Raw genomic sequence first — 24,274 nt, forward strand, 5'->3', positions numbered from 1 at the left:
GGGACCTCGAGCGTCTCTCGAGCACCCTCGAGATTCCGCACAGGATTGCTCCATAGCCTCGATCCAACGGCAGCGGCTCGACCCGGCGCTGTCGTCGACCCTGCTCTCGTTTGTTCTGCTCAACGCTCTGCCTGTGAAAACACAAGTCCGGCTTGACAAGACGTCGAAAACGAACCGTGGAGGCGTGTGTGACCAAGAATCTGACCCAGCTGGAAATCCTGACCGAACTCGAACCGGTGGCCGAACAGAATCTCGACCGCCACCTGTCGATGACCAAGGACTGGCACCCGCACGACTACGTCCCATGGGACGAGGGTCGCAACTTCGCCGCGCTCGGCGGTCAGGACTGGGAGCCGGAACAGTCCAGGCTGAACGAGGTCGCCAAGGCCGCGATGATCACCAACCTGCTCACCGAGGACAATCTGCCCTCCTACCATCGACTGATCGCCGAGAACTTCTCCCAGGACGGCGCGTGGGGTACCTGGGTCGGGCGCTGGACGGCCGAGGAGAACCGGCACGGCATCGTCCTGCGTGACTATCTCGTGGTGACCCGTGGCGTCGATCCGGTCGCGCTCGAACAGGCCCGCATGATCCATATGACCCGTGGCGTGCCCTCGCCCGAGGACTGGGGCGGATTCCTGGCGAATGTCGCGTATGTGACCTTCCAGGAGCTGGCCACCCGGGTCAGCCACCGCAATACCGGCAAGGTGTGCAACGACCCGATCGCCGATCGCATGCTGCAGCGTGTGGCCGCCGACGAGAACCTGCACATGATCTTCTACCGCAACCTCTGCGGCGCGGGCCTGGATCTGGTGCCCGATCAAGCCATAGCGGCGATCACCAAGATCCTCACCAACTTCGTCATGCCGGGCTACGGCATGCCCAATTTCCGGCGCAACGGCGCACTGATGGCCAAGCACGGCATCTACGATCTGCGCCAGCACCTCGAAGAGGTGGTGCAGCCCGTGCTGAAGAAGTGGAATGTCTTCGACCGCAACGACTTCGGACCGCGCGGCGAACAGGCGCGCCAGCAACTCGGCGAATTCCTGGAGAAGCTGGACAAGGACGTGCTCAAGTTCGAGGAACAGCGCGACCGCCTGCTCGCCCGCGAGGCGGCGCGCGGCATCATGCAACCGGTCTGAGGTTACGAATGTCTCTGCCGCGCAAAAGGTTCCGCTGAGTCCTCAGTAGTCGGCGCGCAGGTGGGTTACATCGGCGGCGGAGACGACCTGTTCGCCGATGCGCAGGCGGCCCGCGGTGTCGACATCGGTGGCGATGCCCTCGAGGGTCTGGCCGCCGGGTAGTTCGGCGCGCACGGGTGCGCCGAGGGTGGCGCAGCGGTCGCGGTAGACGCCGATCAGGTCGGTGGTGTTCCAACCGGCGTCGCGCCACGCGGTGAAGCGGCGGGCGAATTCGGTCAGCAGCGACCGCACGAGCTCGGTGCGGTCGGTGACCTTCGCGCCCGCCAGCGCGAGCGAAGTGGCATGCGGCACCGGCAGTTCCGCCTCGGTGAGGTCGACGTTCAGGCCGATCCCGACGACAACGGCGGGCGCCCCACCACCGGAGGCGACCTCGGCCAGGATGCCCGCGACTTTGCGGCCATCGATCAGCACATCGTTGGGCCACTTCAGATTCGCGTCCACACCGGCGGTCGCGCGCAGTGCGTCCACCACGGCGACACCGGTGAGCAGCGGCAGCCAGCCCATGGCGGCAGGCTCGATGCCGGGCAGCCGCACCAACACCGACATCGCTATCTGTGCGCGCGGCGGGCTGACCCAGCTCCGAGCGTGCCGACCCCGGCCCTGCTCCTGGGTTTCGGCGAGCAGTACCGCGCGATCGGCTCCGGGCTCCCCGGCCCGAGCGATCAGGTCCGCATTGGTGGATCCGGTCGACTCCACCACGGCGATGTGGGAGAAGAACGACAGTTCGGGCGACTCGGTGAGACTGCGCCGCAACTGCTCTGCATCCAACGGTGGCCTGTGCACACCCGGCAGGCTATCCGACGAGGTCGTATTCGCGAATCGGTACCGCGACGGACATGCCGTCACCGGATTCCGCTTCGGGCTCGGCCCCTGTGTTTACCCACCCCGTCGGCTCCGCCGACTGGCTTCCCCAATCCCGCGGATCCACTACGGTCGACTCGGTTTCCACCGTCTGCCAACTGGTCCACGAGGTCGCCGCGGCATGCTCGGCGACTCTGCTGCTCCATCCCCACATGATCTGCTCCTCAGCTAGGTGTGCGTTGTCCTCCCATGCACCTCACTGCCCCTTGTCTCGAGCTGAAATGCGAACGTCCTCAGGGTATCCGGGCACCGCGGTGGCACTCCACCGATTTTCCGGCCGCGAGCACCGCGTTCGGTTCGCCGATCGACCAGGAAGTTTGCCGCCATTCGCCTGTTGGAACATGATCTAGCTGCGGTTTTCTACTGACCGGTAAGCGACACTCGGTTACCTAGAGGCACTGGTACTGGTTACACTCCGGAGCCATGACGAGTGTCCAGCACCAGCCCGCATCGGAATCGGCGGGCGCCCCCGATATCCACACCACCGCTGGGAAGCTGGCTGATCTGCGGAATCGGCTGGAAGAGGCCAAGCACCCGATGGGTGAAGCCGCGGTCGACAAGGTGCACGCCAAGGGCAAGATGACCGCCCGCGAGCGCATCCTGGCACTGCTGGACGAGGGCTCCTTCGTGGAACTGGACGCGCTGGCCCGCCACCGCAGCGTGAACTTCGGCCTGGAGAACAACCGGCCGCTCGGCGACGGCGTGGTGACCGGCTACGGCACCATCGACGGCCGCGACGTCTGCATCTTCAGCCAGGACGTCACCGTCTTCGGCGGCAGCCTCGGCGAGGTCTACGGCGAGAAGATCGTCAAGGTGATGGATCTGGCGCTCAAGACCGGTCGCCCGCTGATCGGCATCAACGAGGGTGCGGGCGCGCGCATCCAGGAGGGCGTCGTCTCGCTCGGCCTCTACGGCGAGATCTTTCACCGCAATATCCAGGCCTCCGGCGTGATCCCGCAGATCTCGCTGATCATGGGCCCGGCCGCCGGTGGGCACGTGTACTCGCCCGCACTGACCGACTTCGTCGTCATGGTCGACGGCACCAGCCAGATGTTCGTCACCGGACCCGATGTCATCAAGACGGTCACCGGTGAGGACGTCACCATGGAAGACCTCGGCGGCGCGCACACCCACATGACGAAATCCGGTGTCGCGCACTACGTGGCCTCCGGCGAGCAGGACGCGCTGGACTACGTCAAGGATCTGCTGAGCTACCTGCCGAGCAACAACCGGGCCGAGGCCCCGCGCTTTCCGGCGACCGACCCGATCAACGGCGCCATCGAGGATTCGCTCACCGACGAGGACCTCGAGCTGGACACGATCATCCCGGATTCGCCGAACCAGCCCTATGACATGCACGAGGTCATCCGTCGCCTGCTCGACGACGATGAATTCCTCGAGGTGCAGGCCGAGCGCGCGATGAACATCATCGTCGGCTTCGGTCGAATCGACGGGCGCAGCGTCGGCATCGTCGCCAACCAGCCGACCCAGTTCGCCGGCTGCCTCGATATCGACGCCTCGGAGAAGGCCGCGCGCTTCGTGCGCACCTGCGACGCCTTCAATATCCCGATCATCACCCTGGTCGACGTTCCCGGCTTCCTGCCCGGTACCGGCCAGGAATACAACGGCATCATCCGGCGCGGCGCGAAGCTGCTCTACGCCTACGGTGAGGCCACTGTGGGCAAAATCACGATCATCACTCGCAAGGCCTACGGCGGCGCCTATGACGTCATGGGTTCCAAGCACATGGGCGCCGATGTGAACCTCGCCTGGCCGAGTGCTCAGATCGCGGTGATGGGCGCTTCGGGCGCCGTCGGTTTCGTCTACCGCAAGCAGCTGCAAGAGGCCGCGAAGAGCGGAAACGATGTCGACGCACTGCGCATGGAGCTGCAGAACGAATACGAGGACACCCTCGTGAACCCCTACGTGGCCGCCGAGCGCGGGTACGTGGACGCGGTCATCCCGCCCTCGCACACCCGCGGCCAGATCGTCTCGGCGCTGCGTCTGCTCGAGCGGAAGATGGTCTCGCTGCCGCCCAAGAAACACGGCAACATTCCACTGTGATCAAGCGATAACCTCCATGGGCCGCGCACACTGGTTGCAGAGATGCAATGAGTCGATTCGAGGATGAGGATCGCTTGGTCCATATGTCTTCGAGTCGGGCATAGGCTCGATCGCAATAGAGAGAGGATCTGGCACCGTGACGACCGTGGCAGATGAAGATGTGTTGACCGCCGTCGAACTGGATCTCACAGTCGACCCGATCGCGGATGCGGTCGAGGCGGGCGCACCGGCGGCAGCCCCGGCATCCGTGCCTGCCGAGCAGCCGTTCTTCCGAGTCATCAAGGGTGCGCCGACCGATGAGGAACTCGCGGCGCTGGTATGTGTGCTGTCGGCGGCGGCGAACAGCGCCGCGCCCAGCGGGCCGGTCGGTCCGGCCGATTCCTGGGGGCGCCCGACCCTGATGCACCGCGGCACCTCGCCGTTCTCGCCATACTCTTTCCCGCACCTGTCACACCTGCGCGACTGATCGGATGACGAGACTCGTTCTCGCCTCCGCGTCGCCCGCCCGCCGCGCGGTCTTGCGCTCGGCGGGCATCGAACCCGTCGTCCAGGTCTCCGACGTCGACGAGGACGCCGTCGCCGCGGCACTGCCACCCGGCACGGCGCCCGAGGTCGTCGTGGTAGAGCTCGCCCGAGCCAAGGCCCGGTCGGTGGCCGCGGTGATTCCGGATTTCGCCGCGGATTGCGTTGTGGTCGGCTGTGATTCGATGCTGCTGGTGGACGGCGAACTACAAGGCAAGCCGCATACGCCCGAGGTGGCCCGGGCCCGCTGGTCCGCAATGGCCGGACGCAGCGCGGATCTCATTACCGGCCATTGCGTCCTGCGCATGCGCGACGGCGACATCGTCGCCGAATCCGTCGACTGCAGTTGCACCACAGTGCATTTCGCCAAACCCGAACCCGAGGAACTGGACGCCTATATCGCGACCGGGGAGCCCTTGCAGGTCGCCGGGGCGTTCACCCTGGACGGCATGGGCGGTTGGTTCGTCGATCGCATCGATGGGGATCCGTCGAGCGTTATCGGGATCGGACTACCACTGCTGCGCCGACTGCTTGGCGACGTTGGGATCGGCATTGCGCAGCTGTGGCGCCACTCGCCCAGCTGACGGCGGCGCGATCCGCGGCTCCGGTCCGGCCTCCGCGCCGATCGGCACCGGTGTCGCCTCGCGCTCCGGCTCCCGCCGCGCCATCATCTCCAATCGGATCACGCAGAGCTCCGGCTCGACGAACGGCTGCAGCCGGACATTCACCTCGCCGCGCACCCCGTTGCGATCGAGCACCTCTTTGATCAAACCCAGATGCACGCCGCACACCACCTCGGAATGCGTGCGCGCGAGTTCCCGCAGCGGGCAGGCGGTGAGCCGGATCATGACCTGCTCATCGGTTTCGGCGGCCGCATCACGCTCCGGTGCGAAACCGAGTTCGGACATCAGCGTCATGGTGACGTCCTTGGCGTCCTCCAGCGATTCGACCGCATGGTCACCCGCGTCGAGTTTGGCGCCCCAGGCACGTCCGGCGGCAATGGCCGCCTCGGAGCGACGCCGCGGATCGGGGCCGAGCTGGTCGGCCAGGACCTGAGCCAGTTCCTGATAACCGACCGATCGCTGGACCGCGCTGTAGCCGATGCGTGGACGCCCGCGCCCGCGCGGCGGCTGTTGGAACTGGCGCACCAGCGATTCCCTGGTAAGCACATCCAGATGGAACCGAACAGTGGTGACGTGCTGTCCGGTGATTCTGGCCAGTTCTTGGGCGTCGAGAGGTTCGCTGGCGCCACGTAGGATCGCGAGCAGTCGACGCCTCGGCCAAGAATCGGACATAGCTCACCCCTCCTCCCGAGAGACTTTATCGGATGAGGGTGCGATTTATTCGCCCATTCAGCCGATTTGTGATCTGAAACGAGTTTCACTAACGCCTCACACCTAACATCGGCGTGAGACCCGAACCGCTATAACCACCCGTCTACCTCGTATGAAGGACCCACATCGTGCCCGTTGCCCCGGATCCTCATCCCGCGTTCGGTTCGTACGCAGATCCTCACCGACTAGTAACCACAGAGTGGCTGTCGGCAAACATCGGTACGCCGGGACTGAAGATCATCGAGTCCAACGAGGACATACTGCTCTATGACATCGGTCACGTTCCCGGCGCCATCAAAATCGACTGGCTGGGCGATCTCAACGATCCGGTTACCCGTGACTATATCGATGGTGCCCGGTTCGCCGAGTTGATGCGCGCCAAGGGAATCGAGCGCGACGATACCGTGGTCATCTATGGCGACCGCGGCAACGCGCAGGCCGCGCACACGTTCTGGGTCTTCACGCTGTTCGGGCATCCGGATGTGCGACTGCTCGACGGCGGACGGGACGCGTGGATCTCCGAGGTGCGCGAGACCACCTTCGACCTGCCCTACCTGGTGCGCAGTGAATATCCGACGGTGCGGCGCGACGACGGTGCGGTCCGAGCGTTCCGTGAGGATGTACTCGCCCATCTGGGCAAGCAACTGATCGATGTGCGCTCGCCCGAGGAATATTCCGGTGAGCTGATCCAACCACCGAGCAATCCGGAGGACACGGCGCTGCGCGGCGGACACATTCCGACCGCTGTGAACATTCCGTGGACCGAGGCGTTCCACAGCGACGGCCGCTTCCGTTCCCGCGCCGAATTGGACGATATCTATGGCGCGCTCACGGTCGCGGACGATCTGGTCGTCTACAGCCGGGTCGGCGAGCGGTCCAGCCACACCTGGTTCGTGCTGACCTATCTGCTCGGCTTCGAAAGCGTGCGCAATTACGACGGGTCCTGGACCGAATGGGGCAATTCGGTTCGCATGCCGATTGCCAAGGGGTATGAACCGGGTGAGGCACCGACGGCCGGTACCCGCAAGGCGCGCGCCCGGTAGCCGTGATCTGGGCGCATCACAGTCGAGAGCACATTGTGACGTGTGACCTACTGTGGAGTAGGCCTATCCGAGTGCGGCAGTTGTTGGCAGACTGCCTACACTCCCCGAGACGGAAGTTTGTCGACCACGGGGCGACCAAGAAGATTGCTAACAGGAGGCTCAGTGCCCAGCCATGCCAGCGCGCGGATATCGAAGGTACTCGTAGCTAACCGAGGCGAGATCGCCGTTCGCGTGATCCGGGCGGCCAAGGATGCCGGTATCGGCAGTGTCGCGGTGTACGCCGAGCCGGATGCCGATGCCCCCTTCGTGAAGCTCGCCGACGAGGCGTTCGCCCTCGGCGGGCAGACCTCGGCCGAGTCGTACCTCGTCTTCGACAAGATTCTCGACGCCGCGGCCAAGTCCGGCGCCGACGCCATCCACCCCGGCTACGGATTCCTCTCCGAGAACGCCGATTTCGCCCAGGCCGTCATCGACGCCGGGCTGATCTGGATCGGCCCCTCCCCGCAGTCCATCCGCGACCTCGGCGACAAGGTCACCGCGCGCCACATCGCCGAGCGCGCGAAGGCGCCGATGGCGGCGGGCACCAAGGATCCGGTCAAGAACGCGGCCGAGGTGGTCGAATTCGCCAAGCAGTACGGCGTGCCCGTCGCGATCAAGGCCGCCTTCGGTGGCGGTGGTCGCGGTATGAAGGTCGCGCACTCCATCGAGGAGATTCCGGAGCTGTTCGACTCCGCCGTGCGCGAGGCCACCGCGGCATTCGGTCGCGGTGAATGCTTCGTCGAGCAGTACCTGGACAAGGCCCGCCATGTCGAGGCGCAGGTCATCGCGGACAAGCACGGCAATGTCGTGGTCGCAGGTACCCGCGACTGCTCGCTGCAGCGCCGGTTCCAGAAGCTGGTCGAGGAGGCGCCCGCGCCGTTCCTGACCGATGATCAGCGCGCCCGCATCCACGCTTCGGCCAAGGCCATCTGCAAGGAAGCCGGTTACTACGGTGCGGGCACCGTGGAGTACCTGGTGCAGGGCGACACCGTTTCCTTCCTCGAGGTGAACACCCGCCTGCAGGTCGAGCACCCGGTCACCGAGGAGACGGCCGGAATCGACCTGGTGCGCCAGCAGTTCCGCATCGCCGAGGGCCACGAGCTGGCGATCAAGGAGGATCCGACACCGCGCGGACACGCCTTCGAGTTCCGGATCAACGGTGAGGACGCCGGTCGCGGCTTCCTGCCCGCGCCGGGTCCGGTTTCGGTGTACCAGGAGCCGAGCGGCCCCGGTGTGCGTGTCGATTCCGGTGTGGTGCAGGGCAGTGTGATCGGCGGTCAGTTCGACTCGATGCTGGCCAAGCTGATCGTCACCGGCGAGAACCGGGAGCAGGCGCTGCAGCGGGCCCGGCGCGCGCTGGCCGAATTCCACGTCGAGGGGCTGGCGACGGTCATCCCGTTCCACCGCGCGATCGTCGAGGATCCGGCATTCATCGGTGACGGCGAGAAATTCGACGTCTACACCAAGTGGATCGAGAACGAGTGGGTCAACAACGTCGAGCCGTACACCCCGGCCGGTGCTGCCGCTGACGAGGACGAGGATCTGCCGCGGCAGAAGGTCGTCGTCGAGGTCGGCGGGCGTCGGGTCGAGGTGTCGCTGCCGGGCAACTTCACCGTCGGCGCGGGCGCCGCGGGTGCGGGCAGCAATGGCGCCGGAGTGATCCGCAAGAAGCCCAAGCCGCGCAAGCGTGGCGGCGCCGGTGGCGGTGCGGCCTCCGGTGACGCGGTCACCGCGCCGATGCAGGGCACCGTCGTCAAGGTCGCGGTCGAAGAGGGCCAGTCGGTCGAGGCGGGCGATCTGATCGTGGTGCTCGAGGCCATGAAGATGGAGAACCCGGTCAACGCGCACAAGGCCGGTGTGGTCACCGGGCTGTCCGTGCAGGCGGGCGCGGCCATCACCCAGGGCACCGTGCTGGCAGAGATCAAGTAAGTAAACAGCTGACGAAGACCGTCTCGGAGCGGGCGCTGGACACCGACGTCCACGCCCGCTCTGTCGTATCGTGGTCCGGTGACCAGCTCTGCCGTCGTGCCCACCGTCGCGGAGGTCATCCGCGGCCGACGTGAATCAGCCAGCCGCGCCGACGGATATCGCCTCGCCTTGGTCATCGAGGGTGGTGGCAGCCGCGGCGTCTACTCCAGTGGGATGGTGCAGGCGCTGGTGGAACTCGGGCTCGCCTCGGTCTTCGATGCCGTGTACGGCACGTCGGCCGGTGCGATCAACGGGGCGTGGTTCCTGTGCGGGCGGGCGCTGTCGGGCATGCGGGCCTGGACCGATCCGGTGATCATGCGACGCGCGGTCGATCCGGCCCGGCTGCTGCGCGGGCGACCCGCCTTCGATCTGGACTACCTGGTGAACCAGGTGTACGACGGCATCGTGCCGATGGATTTTCCGGCAATTCTGGCCAATGCCACCACCTTTCATCCGATCGGCACCGATATCCGAACCGGGCACGCGGTAGATCTGCGCCGTCACATCGTCGACAAATCCACGCTGATGACCGCGCTGCGTGCCTCGGCGGGGCTGCCGATTCTCGCGGGTCCGCCGGTGCCGCTGGGCGGTGCCGAATATCTCGACGGCGGGCTGTCGGAAACAGTGCCGATCCGCACCGCGGTTCGCGACGGGGCGACGCACGCCTTGGTGCTGCGCACCCGGCGCACCGATGAAAAACGGCCGCCCGCGTCGCGGTTGCACCAGGTTGTCGGGGGTAGCTATCTGCGCGTCCGGGCACCCGGCGCTTATCGTGCCTGGCTGCAGCGGCCGCATCAGCAGGCCATCGAGGACCGCTTCCTCGCGGGCCTCGGAGCGGCGGCGCTGCAGATCCACCCGCCCCTCGGCTCGCCGGATGTAGACAGCGCCGCGCGCGATACCACGCTGCTCACCGAGGCATTGACGATCGGGCGGCAAGCCGTCCTTGCCTCCTTGGCGGCCTTAGTTCAGCTCGACGGTGGCGCCATTGGAGAGCATGAAGTCGTGTAGTTCGAGCCGACTCGGGGTGGCGTCCTGCGGGATATCGAAGACCAGCTGGGTGGTCTGCGATTGGCCGGGCTGGAGTTCGAACGAATAGCCGTAGCGGCGCTGGGTGGTCTGCCACATGGTCGCGATGGCGTTGTGGTCGACCTGGCGGCCCTGGGTGTCCACGAGCCGTTGGCCGACGGGCAGGAACCACTTCGGCTCGTCGGAGATATTGCGGACCTGGACCGTGACCACCGAGTAAGAGCCGCTCGCATTCTGCAATCCGATCCGCGGGACACCGGAATCCACCGAATCGACAACGAATTCGAACTTGCCATCGCGCACCGGGCTGTTCAGACCGGCAGATACCGGCGCGGGTGGCTCGGCCGATTGCGCGGTATCGCCGTCGCGCACCGCGGCCGACGGATCGGCCGTGCGCGTGCCGCCACCACTGCCGGTATTGCCGAAGGCGATGAGCGCGGCACAGCCCGCCGCCAACATGAACGGGGTCAGGAATATCACGACGAGTGCGCCGACCATCCTGGACAGGAAGGACTTACGGGGTCGACGCTGGGCTCTGCGCGGGGGTGGTGCGATCCAGGGGCGGCGCTGTGAGACCGACCAGCGAGGCGCGACCGGAGCCCGCCATGGCGCTCGCTTCGGTTGTGGTGCAATGCGTTTGGTTGGGCGGACGAGCGGTTGCGGTTGGACCGCAGCATGATTCGGCGACCACGGTGAATGCTGTTGCGGTGCGGCGGGTCCCGCTTGGGGCGGTGCCAGTCTGGTGGCCACGAGTGTGGGTGTCGGGCCGGGCTCGGGCAGGACTTTCGTCGGATCGAGTGGCTTCGGCGACTTGGCCAGTGGCGCGGCCGATTCTGCCGATGGCGTCGGTGCGGGTATCTCTGACGGTATCGGGGGGTGTGGTTGCACTCGCGTCGGCGGATTCGTCTCTACCCGTGTCGGCGCGGATGTCAGTGCGGTGGCTGCGTATGCGGCGGCGGCGAATTCGCGGGCAGTCGGATAACGCTGGGTCTGGTCCTTGGCCATGCCTCGGGCGATCACCGCGTCCAATGCCGGTGGGACCGCGGGGTTCACGGCTGATACGTGTGGCGGGGCGGTCATCAGGTGGCCGTGCATTTGGCGGGCCGGGTCGGTGTCGCCGTAGGGGCGGCGGCCGGTCAGGCATTCGTAGAGGACGCAGGCCAGGGAGTAGACATCGGAACGGGCGTCGACGGTGCCGTTGAAGCGTTCCGGCGCCATATAGGCCCAGCTGCCGATAGCCATGCCGGTGGCGGTGACGGCCGTCTGGCCCAGGCTCTGCGCGATGCCGAAGTCGATGAGATACGCGTGCCCGCCGGTGCCGACCAGGATGTTCGACGGTTTGACGTCACGGTGGATCAGCCCGGCTCGATGCGCCGCATCCAGACCGGATGCGGCCTGCGTCACGAAGTCGACGGCCGCAGTGGGTGTCAAAGTGCCGACCCTGGTCAACATTTCGGCCAGGTCGATGCCATCGATGTACTCCATATCGATGTACAACCGGCCTTCGAGTTCGCCGAAACCGTGAATCGGCACGATATGCGGATGCCGCAGACTCGACCCGAGCCGCGCCTCCCGCTGGAATCGCTTTCGATAGTCCGCGTCGGCGGCCACATGCTCCGCCAATACCTTCAGCGCGATCGTGCGCCCGGTTTCACTGTCATGCGCCAGCCATACCGCCCCCATACCGCCCCGCCCGAGCAAACGGTCGAGCCGGTACTTCCCGAACTGATCCCCCATCACTGACCTCCATCGCTGGGACGAGGCAGGTGCCGCGCCATTGCGGAGTGGGGCGGCAACCCGATCGAAACCGCATCGCCCGAACCTCTCCCGACCCTAACCCCGCCGCCCGCCTTCGAACAGTGTGAGCTCCCCTACGTAGTCCTACTCAACGAGCGACATCGGATTGCCTTCCCGGGGCGACGCTCACTTGCCCGGCTTGGCACGGCCACCATGTCCGGGCTTGCCCTTGTTGGGGTTGTCGTTGCCCGAGTTGCCATTGGCCGAATTGTCCACATGCGGATTTCCATTGCCGACTACCGTGGGGTCCGCCTGCTGGCCGTCGCCGAAGGGCTGCACGGGAACCCAATTCGCGATACCGACACCCACTGTTCGACACGCAAGTGACGTGCCATCCACTGCAACGGCATTACCGTCGACATCTGGATCGCACGGCTGACCGATCCCCGGAATCACCACATTCGGCGACGCCGCCTGCGCCGATTCGGTCGGCACCAGCGATCCGGGCGCAGTCGGCGTGCTCCGCGTGGACGACGGTGCCGCCGAATTCGTTTCACCCCCAGGCCGCCCCAACCACAACCCCAACCCGATCACCCCAACCAACGCGGCAATAGCGACAGCGGCATATCTCGCCCCAAATCCCCGCTCCCCCCACAACTCGTCACCGTGCCCCGGCTCCCCCACACCCCCGCCAACCCACGTCGCCTCACCCGAAGTCGCAACATCCCGCGTCCGCTCAGTGGCAGCATCCTGCACCGACCGGGCCCCCGTCCGGCCGCCCCACATCGCATCTCCCACAGCGCCGCCATCACGCATTCCCGCACCCTCGCCGACCCACATTCCCGCCCCCGCAACCGCGCCGACCTGCATCGCTGCGCCCACAGTCCCGCCGAGCCGCACCGGTCCGTTCCCAGACCCGGCGCCCCACTTCTCCCCTGGCACAGACCCGGCGCCTTGCACCCCCGGGCCCGTGGACGGGGATTCCCGCAACGTCGCACGCGCAGACCCCACATCTCGCATCTGCTCACCAGCGGACTCCAAGGCCCACATCGGCGCAGCCGCAGAGTCGGCGATCTGCATCGGCTCCGCTGCGCTGATCCGGATCGGCCCACCGGCAGTCTCGGCGGCGAATCCTCCGGCACCTACACCGAGTGACTCGGCCGGACGCAATGGCTCGAGTGCGCCATAGTTTGTCGGCTCGGTTTCTGCGGCGACCTCGACTGTCGGAGCCTCGCGGCCGGTCACCGCGGTATAGGCCGTGGCGGCGAATTCGCCTGCGCTGGAATAGCGTTGGCTGGGGTCCTTGGCCATCGCGCGGGCGATGACGGCGTCCAGGGCTGCGGGTACCGCGGGGTTCAGAGTGGCGGCGCTGGGTGGGGCGGTCAGTAGGTGGGCGCGCAGTTGCTGTGGGGAGTCGACATTGCCGAAAGGCCTTTGGCCCGTCAGGCATTCGTACAGGACGCAGGCCAGCGCGTATTGGTCCGCGCGCGCGTCAGCGACGCCGTCGAAGCGTTCCGGCGCCATATAAGCCAGGGTGCCGACCACATTGCCGTTTGCCGTGATCGCGGGCTGGTCGATGCGATGCGCGATGCCGAAGTCGATCAGGTGGACGAACCCGGTCGGCCCCACCATGATGTTGGACGGTTTGACGTCACGGTGCACCAGACCTACCCGGTGCATGGCATCGAGCGCCATTGCGGTCTGCGCGACTATCGCGACGGCACGCGCCGGATCCAGCGGTCCGGAGTCGCGCAGCAATGCGCTGACATCGGTGCCCTCGATGAACTCCATATCGATATAGAGGCGGCCGTCGAGTTCGCCGAAGGTGTGGATCGGAACCCGGTGCGGTCCGGGTGCCTGGGCCGCCAGGCGGGCCTCCCTGGTGAACCGCAGTCGACAGGTCGGATCGGCGGCGTGCGAGCAGGCCAGCACCTTCAGGGCGACGGCACGGTCGGCAACGGTGTCCCGCGCGAGCCAGACCTGGCCGGTCCCACCGCTGCCGAGCAACCGATCGAGGCGGTAGTGGCCGAACCACGCCTTGCCCATATCCAACCTCCTACTACCTTCCCTTCGTCTTTTGGCTACCCGAAATCCACACCGGCATTACATAATCCACGAATCGGATGCGGCGGCAGAGGCGATCATGACGCAATCGGGCCGCTCGGCGTCGCGAAATTCGATGGGCCCGGGGTCGATGCGGCGGCAGGAGAACGTCCGGTGAAAGCGGCTAGCCTTGCTGTTATGAGTGACCTGCCCGAGATTCGCATCGGCACCGCGGAGCGTGAGCAAGCGATGCAACGGCTGTCCGATCATTTCGCCGCCGGGCGGCTCAGCGTGGCGGAGTTCGACGAGCGCAGTGCCGTGGTCGCGGCCGCGCTGACCCGCGGCGACCTGGACAAAGTCTTCATCGACCTGCCCGAACCCGAATCCACCCCCGTCGCCGCGGCGCCCGCCAAGCCCGACTCCGGGTTCCTCGACGAGTGGCCGGAGCGGGTGATGGCGGTGATCCCGATCCTCGCCGTCATCCTCTTCTTCGTCACCGGCAGCTGGCTCTGGTTCCTGGCGATCCCGCTCTCGGGCGCGCTGCTGTTCGGCGGTCGGCACGAACACCACCGCCGCCGCCCGCGCGACCGTCGACGTCGCAGGCAGCTGGAGGACTGATGGAGCCCGTCGAAATCAATGCGGGCACCTGGTACCTGCGGGCCCTGCGCGCCGACGACCGCATCGATGACCGCCCCGCCCTCGCCACTGGCGGCATCACCGATCCGAACTACGTCACCCTCCGCACCCAGCAGTGGAATGACGAATCCCACTTATCCTGGGCCGTCTGCGAACCCACCACCGCCGAACTGGTCGCCGAAATCGTAGTGACGCCAGGCGCCGACAACACTGCCGAACTCACCGGCTGGGCCCGCCCCGGTTACGAAGCTGCCCTCGAAACCGGCACCACCGCGGTCCGTCGCTTCGTGGAAGGCGGCCTCGGCCGCCAAATCCGCTGAGTCAGCGCATTACACCGGTATGCCCGGTGCAGTAACGGCCCGGCTGCGGCCAGATGGTGAGCCCATGCGCACCACGCCCAACAGGTATGCGCGCCAACAGGTTCCAGTTCTCGATATCGATCGCGTACACCTCAGCATGGTGTCGCCCCGACACCCAGAAAACCCGCCCGTCCGCCGACAGATTGCCCATATCCGGACTGCCACCGCCCGGGATGAACCACTTGTGCACCAACCTGTTCGCGGCGAAATCCCAGACCGAGATGCTGCCCTCGTGCCGGTTGGTGATCAACATCTGTTTGGAGTCGCGGGTGACGTAGAGGCCGTGCGCACCTTTGCCGGTCGGCACGAAACCGGTGTTCTCCCATGACGATGCGTCGATGGTGTACATGCCGTCCGCGACCATATCGGCGATGAAGAAGGTGCGTCCGTCCGGGGAGAGCTTGACGTCCTGCGGCTTGCCGGCACGCCCGCCCGGCAGATCGATCATCTTGACCACCTTGCGTTCGGCCACATCGAAGACCAGCATGCGGCCGATGAATTCACAACTGGCCAGGGCGAATCGACCGTCGGCTGTGAAGTCCATATGGTCGACGCCCGCGCAGTCGGGCACCGCGAGCGAGTGCACCTTCTGCCAGGTGTGCGGATCGTAGAAGTCCAGCGACTTATCCGCCTCGGCGACGACGAGCGCGTATTGCCCATCCGGCGTGTAGTACATGTTGTAGGGGTCGCGCACGGGGAAGGGCTCGCCGGGTTTGCCGGTGCGCGGATCGATCGGCAGCAGGGTGCCCCCGCCGATCGGCAGATCATTGGTGACATACAGCGTCTGCATGTCATAGGACGGGACCACATGCTGGGGCTCCCGACCACCCGCCGGGAAATTGTCGATCACCCGGAAGGTCGCCGGGTCGATCACGGTAACCGAATGCGATTCGCTGTTCGGCACGTAGACCAGGGGCCGATGGTCGGACACCGTCGGGCTCAACTCCCGGTTCGCGGCATAGACGTCGGTCGGTGACAGCGGCGGCGGCATGCCGGGTAGCAGATTCTCCAGATGCGGCGGCGCCGCGCTGGTCGGGGCGGCGGCGGTAGTGGGTGGCGCAGTGGTCACACCCACCGATCCGGCCTTGCTCGGGGCGCACCCCGCGACCGTCACGAGGACGGTCAGCGAGGCGAGCAATGGTGCGCAGCTTCGGTGATTGCGCTGTCGTTTCACGCGTCGCACCGTGCCAGGAGGTGGTGAAGACGAGATGACATGGGTGCGAAGCCTAGGCGGTGCCGCCCGGATTCCACAGCAATCCCCGCCAGGGCGCGACGGATTGCCCGAATCATCCGAAAATGCCTACTCGGACAGTCGATTTTCCATTTGCCGCCAGATAACTATCCGGCGTCGGAGAGTACCCGGTCGAGCGCGTCGACCGCGGCGTCCAGTTCCGACTCGGTAACGGTGAGCGGCGGCCGGAACCGGATGCCGCGTTCGCCGGTGCCGAGAATCAGCACATGCTCGCGTTCGCGCAGTGCGGTCAGCACCTCGTCCCGCAGTTCGGTCGAGGCCAGCGTGATGGCGCACATCAGCCCGCGTCCGCGTGGTTCGGTGACCCGGGGATGGTCGGCCGCGAGCTGTTCCAGCCGCCGCAGCAGGTGCGCGCCGAGCGGCCGGGACCGCTCGATCAGCTCATCGCGCTCGAACACCTCGAGGATGCGCCGGGTCCGCACCATATCGGTGAGATTGCCGCCCCAGGTGGAATTGAGCCGAGAGCTGACCACGAAGACGTTATCGGGCACCTCGTCCACGCGCCCGCCCGCCATGATGCCGCAGACCTGGGTCTTCTTGCCGAACACGACGATATCGGGCTCGAGCCCGAGTTGTTGGTAGGCCCAGGTGGTTCCGGTCATGCCGACGCCGGTCTGCACCTCGTCCAGGATGAACAGCGCGTCGTTCTCGTGACAGAGCCGCTGCACGGCCTGCAGGAATTCCGGGCGCATATGCCGGTCGCCGCCCTCGCCCTGGATCGGCTCGGCGATGAAACACGCTATATCCTGCGGGTTTTCGGCGAATGCGCGGCGCGCCTGGTCGAGTGCGTGTGCTTCGGCGGCGGCGATGTCGACGCCGGTTGCCAGGAACGGCGCATCAATGCGGGGCCAATCGAATTTGGGGAAGCGGGCCGTCTTCACCGGATCGGTATTGGTCAGCGACATGGTGTAGCCGGTGCGGCCGTGGAACGCTCCGGTCAAGTGCAGCACCTTGGTGCCGAGTTCCGGTGCGCGCCCGTGCGATTCGTTGTGCCTGCTCTTCCAGTCGAACGCGACCTTGAGCGCGTTCTCGACCGCTAGTCCGCCGCCGTCGATGAAGAACAGGTGCGGTAGCCGGGGATCGCCGAGCACCCGCACGAAAGTCTCTACGAAGCGGGCCATTTCGACGGTGTAGATATCGGAGTTGCTCGGCTTGTTGAGCGCCGCGACGCTCAGTTCGGCCCGGAACTCCTCGTCCTCGGCCAAGGCGGGATGGTTCATGCCAAGGGCATTCGAGGCGAAGAAGCCGAACATATCGAGGTAGGAGCTGCCGTCGCGTTCATCGACGATCCGGCAGCCACGGGATTTCCGTAGATCCAGCACCAGGTCGAATCCGTCGGCGAGGATGTGCGCCGACAGGATCTCGTGTACCCGGGAGGCGGGGGCGACCGGTGCAGTGCCACTCCCCGCGCGGGTGCGCTCCAGTTCGATGGTCACATCAGTAGGGTACGAAAATCTTTACGAAAATTCTACGAAGTAACGGACTAATTACGGCCGAAGGCTACCTGTCGTAGAATGTCTGCAAGATGATGGTGCTTCGGGTTCGCACGTTGGCGGTCGCCCTGATCTCCTGCAGCAACTGCTCGAGGTGCCGAGGAGAGGCCACCCGTACCAGCAACACGTAACTCTCGTCACCGGCCACCGAGTGGCATGCCTCGATTCCCGGGATATGTTGCAGCACGGCGGGCGCGTCATCGGGTTGCGAGGGGTCGAGAGGAGTGATGGCGACGAATGCCGACAACAGTTGCCCGAGCGCCTCTGGATCGACATGTGCGGTGTAGCCACGGATTACCCCGCGCGCCTCTAGTCTGCGGACCCGCGATTGCACAGCCGAGACCGATAAGCTCGCCTTTTCGGCCAGATTCGACAGGGTGGCGCGACCATCGGCCATCAGTTCACGAATCAGCAGGCGATCGATGTCATCGAGTACGGGTCTTGCCGGTGTATCCGCCATCAGCGAAGGCTAACCCAGCGGCGGCTACTCGTGGCGAAAACTTTTCCTCCTTAACCCACCGTATCCATCCGATACTGTTCGCAGACCCAAAGTTACAGCGGAGCAACCGATGACAGACACCCTCGACGACCAACTGACCAAGGACCTGACCACGCGCGCGGCCGAACTGCTGCACACACTCGGGGCGCAGACACCGGTCGCTGGCGAACTGACCGCGCGGACACCGATCACCGGTGGCACGCTCATGACCCTGCCCGCCGATTCCCTCGACGACGCGGATGCGGCGATCGGGCGGGCGGCGGCGGCCTTCCGCGGCTGGCGCACCGTTCCCGCGCCGGTGCGGGCCGGGGTGGTGCGGCGACTGGCCGAACTGCTCACCGCGCACAAGGCCGAACTCGGCGAACTGGTCACCCTGGAGGCGGGGAAGATCGGTGCCGAAGCCGTCGGCGAGGTGCAGGAAATGATCGATATCTGCGAGTTCGCGATCGGGCTTTCGCGCCAGCTGTACGGCAAGACCATGCCCTCGGAGCGGCCCGGACATCGGCTGATGGAGACCTGGCATCCGCTCGGCGTGGTCGGGGTGATCTCGGCGTTCAACTTCCCGGTCGCGGTGTGGGCGTGGAATACCGCGGTCGCGCTGGTCTGCGGCGACACGGTGGTGTGGAAGCCGTCGGAGACGACACCGCTGACGGCGCTGGCCTGCCATACGCTGCTGCGCCGCGCGGCGGCCGATGTCGGCGCGGATCCCGAAGTGCACCAGCTGATTCAAGGTGGCGCGGAGGTGGGATCCCGGCTGGTCGACGACGAACGGGTGGCGCTGGTGAGCGCGACCGGTTCGGTGCGGATGGGCCGCATGGTGGCGCCGCGGGTGGCCGCTCGGTTCGGGCGTTGCTTGCTGGAGTTGGGCGGTAATAACGGCGCGATCGTCACGCCAACAGCGGATTTGGAGCTGGCGGCGCGCGGCATTGTCTTCGCGGCGGCGGGCACGGCCGGACAGCGCTGTACGACATTGCGTCGGCTGATCGTGCACGCCGATGTCGTCGGGCCGCTGCTGGATCGCGTGGCCGGGGCATATCGGCAACTGCGCGTGGGCAATCCGCTCGACGACGGTGTGCTCGTCGGACCACTGATCAACGGCCGCGCCTACGAAGGGATGCGTGCCGCGATCGATCGCGCGCTCGGCGATGGCGGCGAATTGGTCTGCGGCGGTGAGCGAGTCGACGGCTTCGGCGACGACGCCTTCTACGTGCGTCCCGCGATCGTGCGGATGCCCGCCCAGACCGCCGTGGTCCGCGAGGAAACCTTCGCGCCGATCCTCTACGTGCTGACCTACCGCGACTTCGACGCCGCCATCAACCTGCACAACGGTGTGCCGCAAGGCCTTTCCTCGGCCGTCTTCACCGCCGACCAGCGCGAAGCCGAACGCTTCCTCGCCGCCGACGGCTCCGACTGCGGCATAGCCAACGTCAATATCGGCACCTCCGGCGCGGAAATCGGCGGCGCGTTCGGCGGCGAGAAGCACACCGGCGGCGGCCGCGAATCCGGATCGGACTCGTGGAAGGCATACATGCGACGGGCAACCAACACCGTGAACTACTCCGATCAGCTGCCACTGGCCCAGGGCATCCAATTCGGCTGAGCCGCAACCCGCGCCGCCCTCCGGCGATGTCGTCCCAGTGAACAGCGACCGCGCCGAATAGCGCGAGGCGCGGGCTTTGCGCGCCGCTCACCCATGCGCGGCAGAGCGAATAATCGCTCGCGCGGACCAGCAGCATCGACGTAACGTTGCTCGTACGACGCAGGGCGGAGCAGCTAGGTAGCTCGCTGGGCTCATAATCCAGAGGTCGCAGGTTCGAATCCTGCCCCTGCCACTGTGGTTCAGGCCGGTCGGTTCCAAACCGACTGGCCTGGACGGTTTTTGTCGCTGCGCGTTATGCGGCGAGTCGCCGGGAGTGTCGGTAACGGGATGTATGCCAGGCCGATTGAGCGAGTAGTCCAGGCACCGAAACCTTCAGACCGGCCTGGCAGCGTCTCAGTAGGGGAACATGAGTACTCGCTTCACCACCTTCGTCGGCACGGGCATCGCCTTCGCGGGTGCGCTCACACTGCTTCTCAGCGGTTGCGCGCCGCAATCGAGCGGACCCGGACTCACCGCGGCGACGGCGTCGGTCACCACGTCCAAGGTCACCTCGACACCGGCTCCGACAACGTCGCCGCAGCCGATCACGACTACCGCAGCTCCGACGACCACGTCGGTATCGCCGCCTACGGCGGCCCCAGCAGCACCCGCACCGATTGCCTCGGCGGCTCCCACCACGTACCAACCACCGGCAGTAGCCGCCCCGCTCGCACAATCCCAGCAGAGCTGCGGCGACGACTCATACCTCAACTCGGACAACCAATGTGTCCACCGTCCCCAGTCCGCACCCGCCGCCCCGCCTGGAGCCACCGCCCGCTGCTCCGACGGCACCTACAGCTATAGCCAGCATCGGTCGGGCACCTGCTCCCATCACGGTGGCGTAGCCGCCTGGTTGTAGCTCCCGACGGCGAGGCAGCTCATTACCGCTCGCGTGGGCGGGGTCACAGTCCACCTCACATCCTGCATAGCGCGTGCCCACTCGTTGAGCATTAAATTGAGCAGTGTGCTCAGCGTGTCGCGTATCAGTTGTGCGTTCAGCTCTTCAAGTACAGGATGGCGGCAAGAAATGCTCAACGAAGCGAAGCGCCCGATCGGCGCATCGCGGACGGGTGGACTACATGACCGAGCTCGCGGACCGCGAACTGATCCCAGCCCGCTATGACCTGGCCGACCGCTACCGCGTCGGCGCGGGCACCGTTGTCCTCACCGGCGTCCAGGCGATCGCTCGACAGCTGGTCGAGCAGCATGTTCGTGATCTGCGCGCCGGACGCCGGGTCGGCACCTTCGTGTCCGGATATCAGGGCAGCCCGCTGGGCGGCGTCGACAAGATGCTCAGCGGAATGCCGAATGTCTTGGCAGAGCACGATATTTCGTTTATCCCCGGTTTGAACGAGGAACTCGCGGCCACCTCGGTGTGGGGCAGCCAGGCGGATCTGCCCGCGGGCGAGGCGACGCATGACGGCGTTGTCGGCGTCTGGTATGGCAAGGGCCCCGGTCTCGATCGGGCCACGGACGCATTGCGGCACGCCAATATGTACGGCGCGAATGCCCGTGGCGGCGTGCTGTTGCTGGTCGGCGATGATCCGGCGTCAAAGTCCTCGACCGTGCCGGCGGTGAGTGAGCGATCGTTGGCCGCACTGGGTATTCCGGTGCTGTTTCCGCGCAATGCGCGCGAGATCATCACCATGGGGCTGCACGGTGTCGCGTTGTCGCGCGCATCGGGATGCCTGGTCGCGCTGAAGATCGTCGCCGACGTGGCCGATGGCGCATGGACAGTCGATGGCACGGCCGGCGATATCGCCATCACGGTTCCCGAGATCAACTGGGAAGGAAGGCCATTCGTCTACCGGCAGCGACCGATGGCCGCGCCGACGGACAGCGTGCTCGCCGAGGCCGATCTGTACGGGCCGCGCTGGAAGATGGTGCAGGCCTACAGCACAGTCAATGAACTCGACGTCATCGAGGTGAATCCGCCGCATGCCCGCGTCGGAATCGCTGCCACCGGAACCACATTCGATGCCGTGCGCCAGGCACTGATCGATCTCGGCGTAGACGATGACGCCCTGCATCGCGCCGGGGTGCGACTGCTGCGCATCGGCATGCCGTATCCCATTGCGCCCGAACGGGTCCGGCAGTTCGCCGATGGGTTGGAGCGGATCGTGGTCGTCGAGGACAAGACCGCGTTCATCGAAACGCAGATCCGCGAAATTCTCTACGGCAGCGCCGATGCGCCGCAGATCATCGGCAAGCGCGATGCCGAGAACCGGCCGCTGTTCGCCCAGGACGGCGAGCTCACCTCGGGTCGGATCGTGGCGCCGCTGCGCCGCGCGCTGCAGGGTCGGCTGGAGATGAAACGTCCGTTGCCGCAACCACTGTCGCTTGCCGTTCTGCCCGCGAAGCGGGCGGCCTATTTCTGCAGCGGCTGCCCGCACAACCGGTCCACCGCCGTGCCGGAAGGGTCGATCGCCGGTGGCGGCATCGGCTGCCACACCATGGTGACCATGTCCGGTCGCGAGGACAGCAAGGTGACCGGGCTGACCCAGATGGGCGGCGAGGGTGCACAGTGGATCGGGCAGGCCCCGTTCACCTCGGTGCGGCATCTGTTCCAGAACATCGGGGACGGAACGTATTTCCACTCCGGACAGCTGGCCGTGCAGGCCTGTATCGCCGCGGGCGTGAACATCACCTACAAGCTGCTCTACAACGATGTCGTCGCGATGACCGGCGCGCAGGACGCCGAGGGCGCACTCGCGGTGCCCAAGCTGACCCACAAACTCACCACCGAGGGTGTGCGGCAGATCATCATCTGCGCCGATGAACCCAAGAAATACCGCAAACGCGACCTCGCCGCCGGAACTCTGCTCTGGCACCGGGATCGGCTCGACGAAGCCCAGCGCACCCTGCGCGAGATCCCCGGCGTGACCGTGCTCATCTACGACCAGCACTGCGCCGCCGACGCGCGCCGCCAGCGCAAGCGGGGCACGCTGCCGGTCCGGCGGACCCGGGTGGTCATCAACGAGGCGGTCTGCGAGGGCTGCGGCGATTGCGGTGTCAAGAGCAACTGCCTTTCGGTGCAGCCGGTCGATACCGAATTCGGCCGCAAGACCCGCATCGATCAGACCTCCTGCAATACCGACTACAGTTGCATGGACGGCGACTGCCCCTCGTTCGTCACGGTCGAGCTTCCGGCGAAAGCCGAGAAGCGCAAGGCAACTCGCCACCCCGAGCCGCCGGTATTGCCTGACCTGCCGACCGGCGCTCCCGCGACGACCCAGAGCGTATTCCTCGCCGGTATCGGCGGTACCGGAATCGTGACGGTCAACCAGGTGCTCGCGACCGCGGCATTGCGCGCCGGATACGAGGTGGCGAGTCTGGACCAGATCGGCCTGAGTCAGAAGGCCGGACCGGTCGTATCGCACCTGCGCTTCGCGAGCGGCGAATTGGAACCGGCGAACCGCCTTACCCCGGGCTCGGCCGACTGCATCGTCGCATTCGACCTGCTCGCCGCCACCGATAACAAGCATCTGGCCTACGGGTCCGAGCAGACCACCTTGTCCGTCGCGTCGACCAGCAAGACACCGACCGGCGATATGGTCTACGACAAATCCGTCGCGTATCCCGAAGAGCGCGAACTGCTTTCTCGGCTCGAGCAGGTGTCGCGTTCGGTGCGATCGTTCGACGCGCTGGCCGCGGCCGAGGTGCTGTTCGGCAATACCGCGGCCGCGAATTTCCTGCTCGTCGGCGCCGCCTATCAGATCGGCGGTCTGCGCATACCCGCCTCGGCGATCGAGGAGGCGATCGAGATCAACGGCGTTGCGGTGCATGCCAATATCGCGGCGTTCCGATGGGGTCGGATGGCGATCGCGCGACCGGATGAATTCGCCGCCGCCACTGCACGAAAGACACCAAAGCGTGCCGAGATCGCCATTCCTGCAGAGCTTTTCGATGGTGTCACCGTTGCGGGAGAGACCAGGCGACTGCTCGAGTTGCGTGCCGTCGAGCTGATCGGCTTCCAGGGTGTGCGCATCGCACGCGATTATGTTCAGACCGTGCAACGCATTTGGGATGCCGAGCGACGCGTCACCGATCGCACCGAGTTCAGCGAGCAGGTGGCCCGTGGTCTCCACAAATTCACCGCGTACAAGGACGAATACGAGGTGGCCCGCCGCTTGACCGACCCGGCCTTCCTCGACAAGGTCAGCGAGCAACTTCCCGACGGCGCGAACCTCACCTACCGCCTGCACCCGCCGATCCTGCGCGCCATGGGTCGCAAGAAGAAGATCGGCCTCGGTCCACGCGGTCACTTCGCGCTGCGGGTCCTCGCCAAGGGAAAGCGCCTGCGCGGCACCAAGTTCGACCCCTTCGGCTACGCCCACGTCCGCCGTGTCGAACGTTCCCTGCTCGCCCACTACACGGAAATGGTGACCACCTTGGCCGCTGAACTCGACCCAGCAGCCTACGACCGCGCCGCCGAAGCCGCCGCACTCCCCGACATGGTCCGCGGCTACGAGGACATCAAACTGGCCAACGTCGAGCTCTACCGAAATGCCCTCCGCGACCTCGGCATCGAACCCCCTCAGCTCTGATCGCAGTAGT

21 protein-coding genes and 1 tRNA gene are annotated in these 24,274 nt (G+C 66.1%); 13 read left to right on the forward strand and 9 right to left on the reverse strand.

The window, feature by feature from the left end:
• Positions 1-188 precede the first annotated feature (188 nt).
• Positions 189-1,142: an acyl-ACP desaturase gene (locus NA5_RS05975; protein ID WP_062982740.1), complete on the forward strand. Its 954-nt coding sequence runs from the start codon at positions 189-191 to the stop codon at positions 1,140-1,142.
• Between the two features lie 42 nt (positions 1,143-1,184).
• Here the strand turns inward: NA5_RS05975 and NA5_RS05980 are convergent, their stop codons facing one another.
• Both NA5_RS05980 and NA5_RS40175 read right to left on the reverse strand, forming a co-directional pair.
• Positions 1,185-1,985 carry a biotin--[acetyl-CoA-carboxylase] ligase gene (locus tag NA5_RS05980; protein WP_084483951.1) on the reverse strand — a complete coding sequence of 267 codons (801 nt, stop codon included), beginning with the start codon at positions 1,983-1,985 and terminating at the stop codon, positions 1,185-1,187.
• 10 nt (positions 1,986-1,995) lie between these two features.
• Positions 1,996-2,217 (reverse strand): hypothetical protein, encoded by a 222-nt coding sequence (locus NA5_RS40175; protein ID WP_157110252.1) that lies wholly within the window; start codon positions 2,215-2,217, stop codon positions 1,996-1,998.
• 269 nt (positions 2,218-2,486) lie between these two features.
• Between NA5_RS40175 and NA5_RS05985 the strand changes: the two genes are divergently transcribed.
• The 3 genes from NA5_RS05985 to NA5_RS05995 all read left to right on the forward strand — a co-directional run bounded on the left by NA5_RS05985 (position 2,487) and on the right by NA5_RS05995 (position 5,233).
• The gene (locus NA5_RS05985; protein ID WP_062982742.1) at positions 2,487-4,127 is read left to right on the forward strand and encodes an acyl-CoA carboxylase subunit beta; all 1,641 of its coding nucleotides are present in this window, start codon (positions 2,487-2,489) and stop codon (positions 4,125-4,127) included.
• Positions 4,128-4,263: 136 nt separating this feature from the next.
• Entirely contained in the window at positions 4,264-4,593 is a 330-nt protein-coding gene (locus NA5_RS05990; RefSeq protein WP_062982744.1) for an acyl-CoA carboxylase subunit epsilon, read from the forward strand.
• Between the two features lie 4 nt (positions 4,594-4,597).
• Positions 4,598-5,233, forward strand: a complete 636-nt coding sequence (locus NA5_RS05995; RefSeq protein ID WP_062982745.1) for a Maf family protein — start codon at positions 4,598-4,600, stop codon at positions 5,231-5,233.
• Here the strand turns inward: NA5_RS05995 and NA5_RS06000 are convergent.
• On the reverse strand, positions 5,159-5,944 hold the full coding sequence (locus NA5_RS06000) for a helix-turn-helix transcriptional regulator (RefSeq protein WP_062982747.1): 786 nt from the start codon (positions 5,942-5,944) through the stop codon (positions 5,159-5,161). The genes NA5_RS05995 and NA5_RS06000 overlap by 75 nt on opposite strands.
• 167 nt (positions 5,945-6,111) lie before the next feature.
• Here NA5_RS06000 and NA5_RS06005 point away from each other — a divergent pair, with 167 nt between their 5' ends.
• From NA5_RS06005 to NA5_RS06015, 3 genes are all read left to right on the forward strand, one after another.
• The gene (locus tag NA5_RS06005) at positions 6,112-7,026 is read left to right on the forward strand and encodes a sulfurtransferase (RefSeq protein ID WP_062982749.1); all 915 of its coding nucleotides are present in this window, start codon (positions 6,112-6,114) and stop codon (positions 7,024-7,026) included.
• A 162-nt stretch (positions 7,027-7,188) separates the two neighbouring features.
• On the forward strand, positions 7,189-8,994 hold the full coding sequence (locus NA5_RS06010; RefSeq protein ID WP_062982751.1) for an acetyl/propionyl/methylcrotonyl-CoA carboxylase subunit alpha: 1,806 nt from the start codon (positions 7,189-7,191) through the stop codon (positions 8,992-8,994).
• Between the two features lie 78 nt (positions 8,995-9,072).
• Positions 9,073-10,041: a patatin-like phospholipase family protein gene (locus tag NA5_RS06015; protein ID WP_063813218.1), complete on the forward strand. Its 969-nt coding sequence runs from the start codon at positions 9,073-9,075 to the stop codon at positions 10,039-10,041.
• On the opposite strand, the gene NA5_RS06020 is transcribed toward NA5_RS06015, so the two are convergent.
• Together NA5_RS06020 and NA5_RS06025 are read right to left on the reverse strand one after the other, a co-directional pair.
• Positions 9,994-11,796 (reverse strand): serine/threonine-protein kinase, encoded by a 1,803-nt coding sequence (locus NA5_RS06020; protein WP_062982755.1) that lies wholly within the window; start codon positions 11,794-11,796, stop codon positions 9,994-9,996. The two genes, NA5_RS06015 and NA5_RS06020, sit on opposite strands and share 48 nt — an antisense overlap.
• A 186-nt stretch (positions 11,797-11,982) precedes the next feature.
• Complete coding sequence (locus NA5_RS06025) at positions 11,983-13,842, reverse strand: serine/threonine-protein kinase (RefSeq protein ID WP_157110253.1); 1,860 nt, start codon at positions 13,840-13,842, stop codon at positions 11,983-11,985.
• A 195-nt stretch (positions 13,843-14,037) separates the two neighbouring features.
• Here NA5_RS06025 and NA5_RS06030 point away from each other — a divergent pair, with 195 nt between their 5' ends.
• Positions 14,038-14,457, forward strand: coding sequence for a DUF1707 SHOCT-like domain-containing protein (locus tag NA5_RS06030; protein ID WP_062982765.1), 420 nt, complete (start codon positions 14,038-14,040; stop codon positions 14,455-14,457).
• Positions 14,457-14,795, forward strand: coding sequence for a hypothetical protein (locus NA5_RS06035; protein ID WP_062982766.1), 339 nt, complete (start codon positions 14,457-14,459; stop codon positions 14,793-14,795). The genes NA5_RS06030 and NA5_RS06035 overlap by 1 nt, the downstream gene beginning before the upstream one ends.
• Before the next feature lies 1 nt (position 14,796).
• On the opposite strand, the gene NA5_RS06040 is transcribed toward NA5_RS06035, so the two are convergent.
• The 3 genes from NA5_RS06040 to NA5_RS06050 all read right to left on the reverse strand — a co-directional run bounded on the left by NA5_RS06040 (position 14,797) and on the right by NA5_RS06050 (position 18,039).
• On the reverse strand, positions 14,797-16,008 hold the full coding sequence (locus tag NA5_RS06040; protein ID WP_062982768.1) for a YVTN family beta-propeller repeat protein: 1,212 nt from the start codon (positions 16,006-16,008) through the stop codon (positions 14,797-14,799).
• A gap of 164 nt (positions 16,009-16,172) precedes the next feature.
• Positions 16,173-17,522 carry an L-lysine 6-transaminase gene (lat, locus tag NA5_RS06045; protein ID WP_084483921.1) on the reverse strand — a complete coding sequence of 450 codons (1,350 nt, stop codon included), beginning with the start codon at positions 17,520-17,522 and terminating at the stop codon, positions 16,173-16,175.
• A 64-nt stretch (positions 17,523-17,586) separates the two neighbouring features.
• Complete coding sequence (locus tag NA5_RS06050) at positions 17,587-18,039, reverse strand: Lrp/AsnC family transcriptional regulator (RefSeq protein WP_040686931.1); 453 nt, start codon at positions 18,037-18,039, stop codon at positions 17,587-17,589.
• Between the two features lie 109 nt (positions 18,040-18,148).
• Here NA5_RS06050 and amaB point away from each other — a divergent pair, with 109 nt between their 5' ends.
• Together amaB and NA5_RS06060 are read left to right on the forward strand one after the other, a co-directional pair.
• Positions 18,149-19,678 carry an L-piperidine-6-carboxylate dehydrogenase gene (gene amaB, locus NA5_RS06055; protein ID WP_084483922.1) on the forward strand — a complete coding sequence of 510 codons (1,530 nt, stop codon included), beginning with the start codon at positions 18,149-18,151 and terminating at the stop codon, positions 19,676-19,678.
• Between the two features lie 158 nt (positions 19,679-19,836).
• Positions 19,837-19,910 (forward strand) — tRNA-Met (locus NA5_RS06060).
• 161 nt (positions 19,911-20,071) lie between these two features.
• Here the strand turns inward: NA5_RS06060 and NA5_RS42080 are convergent.
• Positions 20,072-20,356, reverse strand: a complete 285-nt coding sequence (locus NA5_RS42080) for a hypothetical protein (protein ID WP_062982770.1) — start codon at positions 20,354-20,356, stop codon at positions 20,072-20,074.
• Here NA5_RS42080 and NA5_RS42085 point away from each other — a divergent pair.
• The gene (locus tag NA5_RS42085; RefSeq protein ID WP_245672129.1) at positions 20,334-20,576 is read left to right on the forward strand and encodes a DUF3761 domain-containing protein; all 243 of its coding nucleotides are present in this window, start codon (positions 20,334-20,336) and stop codon (positions 20,574-20,576) included. The two genes, NA5_RS42080 and NA5_RS42085, sit on opposite strands and share 23 nt — an antisense overlap.
• Before the next feature lie 220 nt (positions 20,577-20,796).
• The gene (locus NA5_RS06070; RefSeq protein WP_062983305.1) at positions 20,797-24,264 is read left to right on the forward strand and encodes an indolepyruvate ferredoxin oxidoreductase family protein; all 3,468 of its coding nucleotides are present in this window, start codon (positions 20,797-20,799) and stop codon (positions 24,262-24,264) included.
• The last annotated feature ends 10 nt before the right edge of the window (positions 24,265-24,274 follow it).

Source organism: Nocardia anaemiae NBRC 100462 (assembly GCF_001612725.1).
GTDB lineage: Bacteria > Actinomycetota > Actinomycetes > Mycobacteriales > Mycobacteriaceae > Nocardia > Nocardia anaemiae.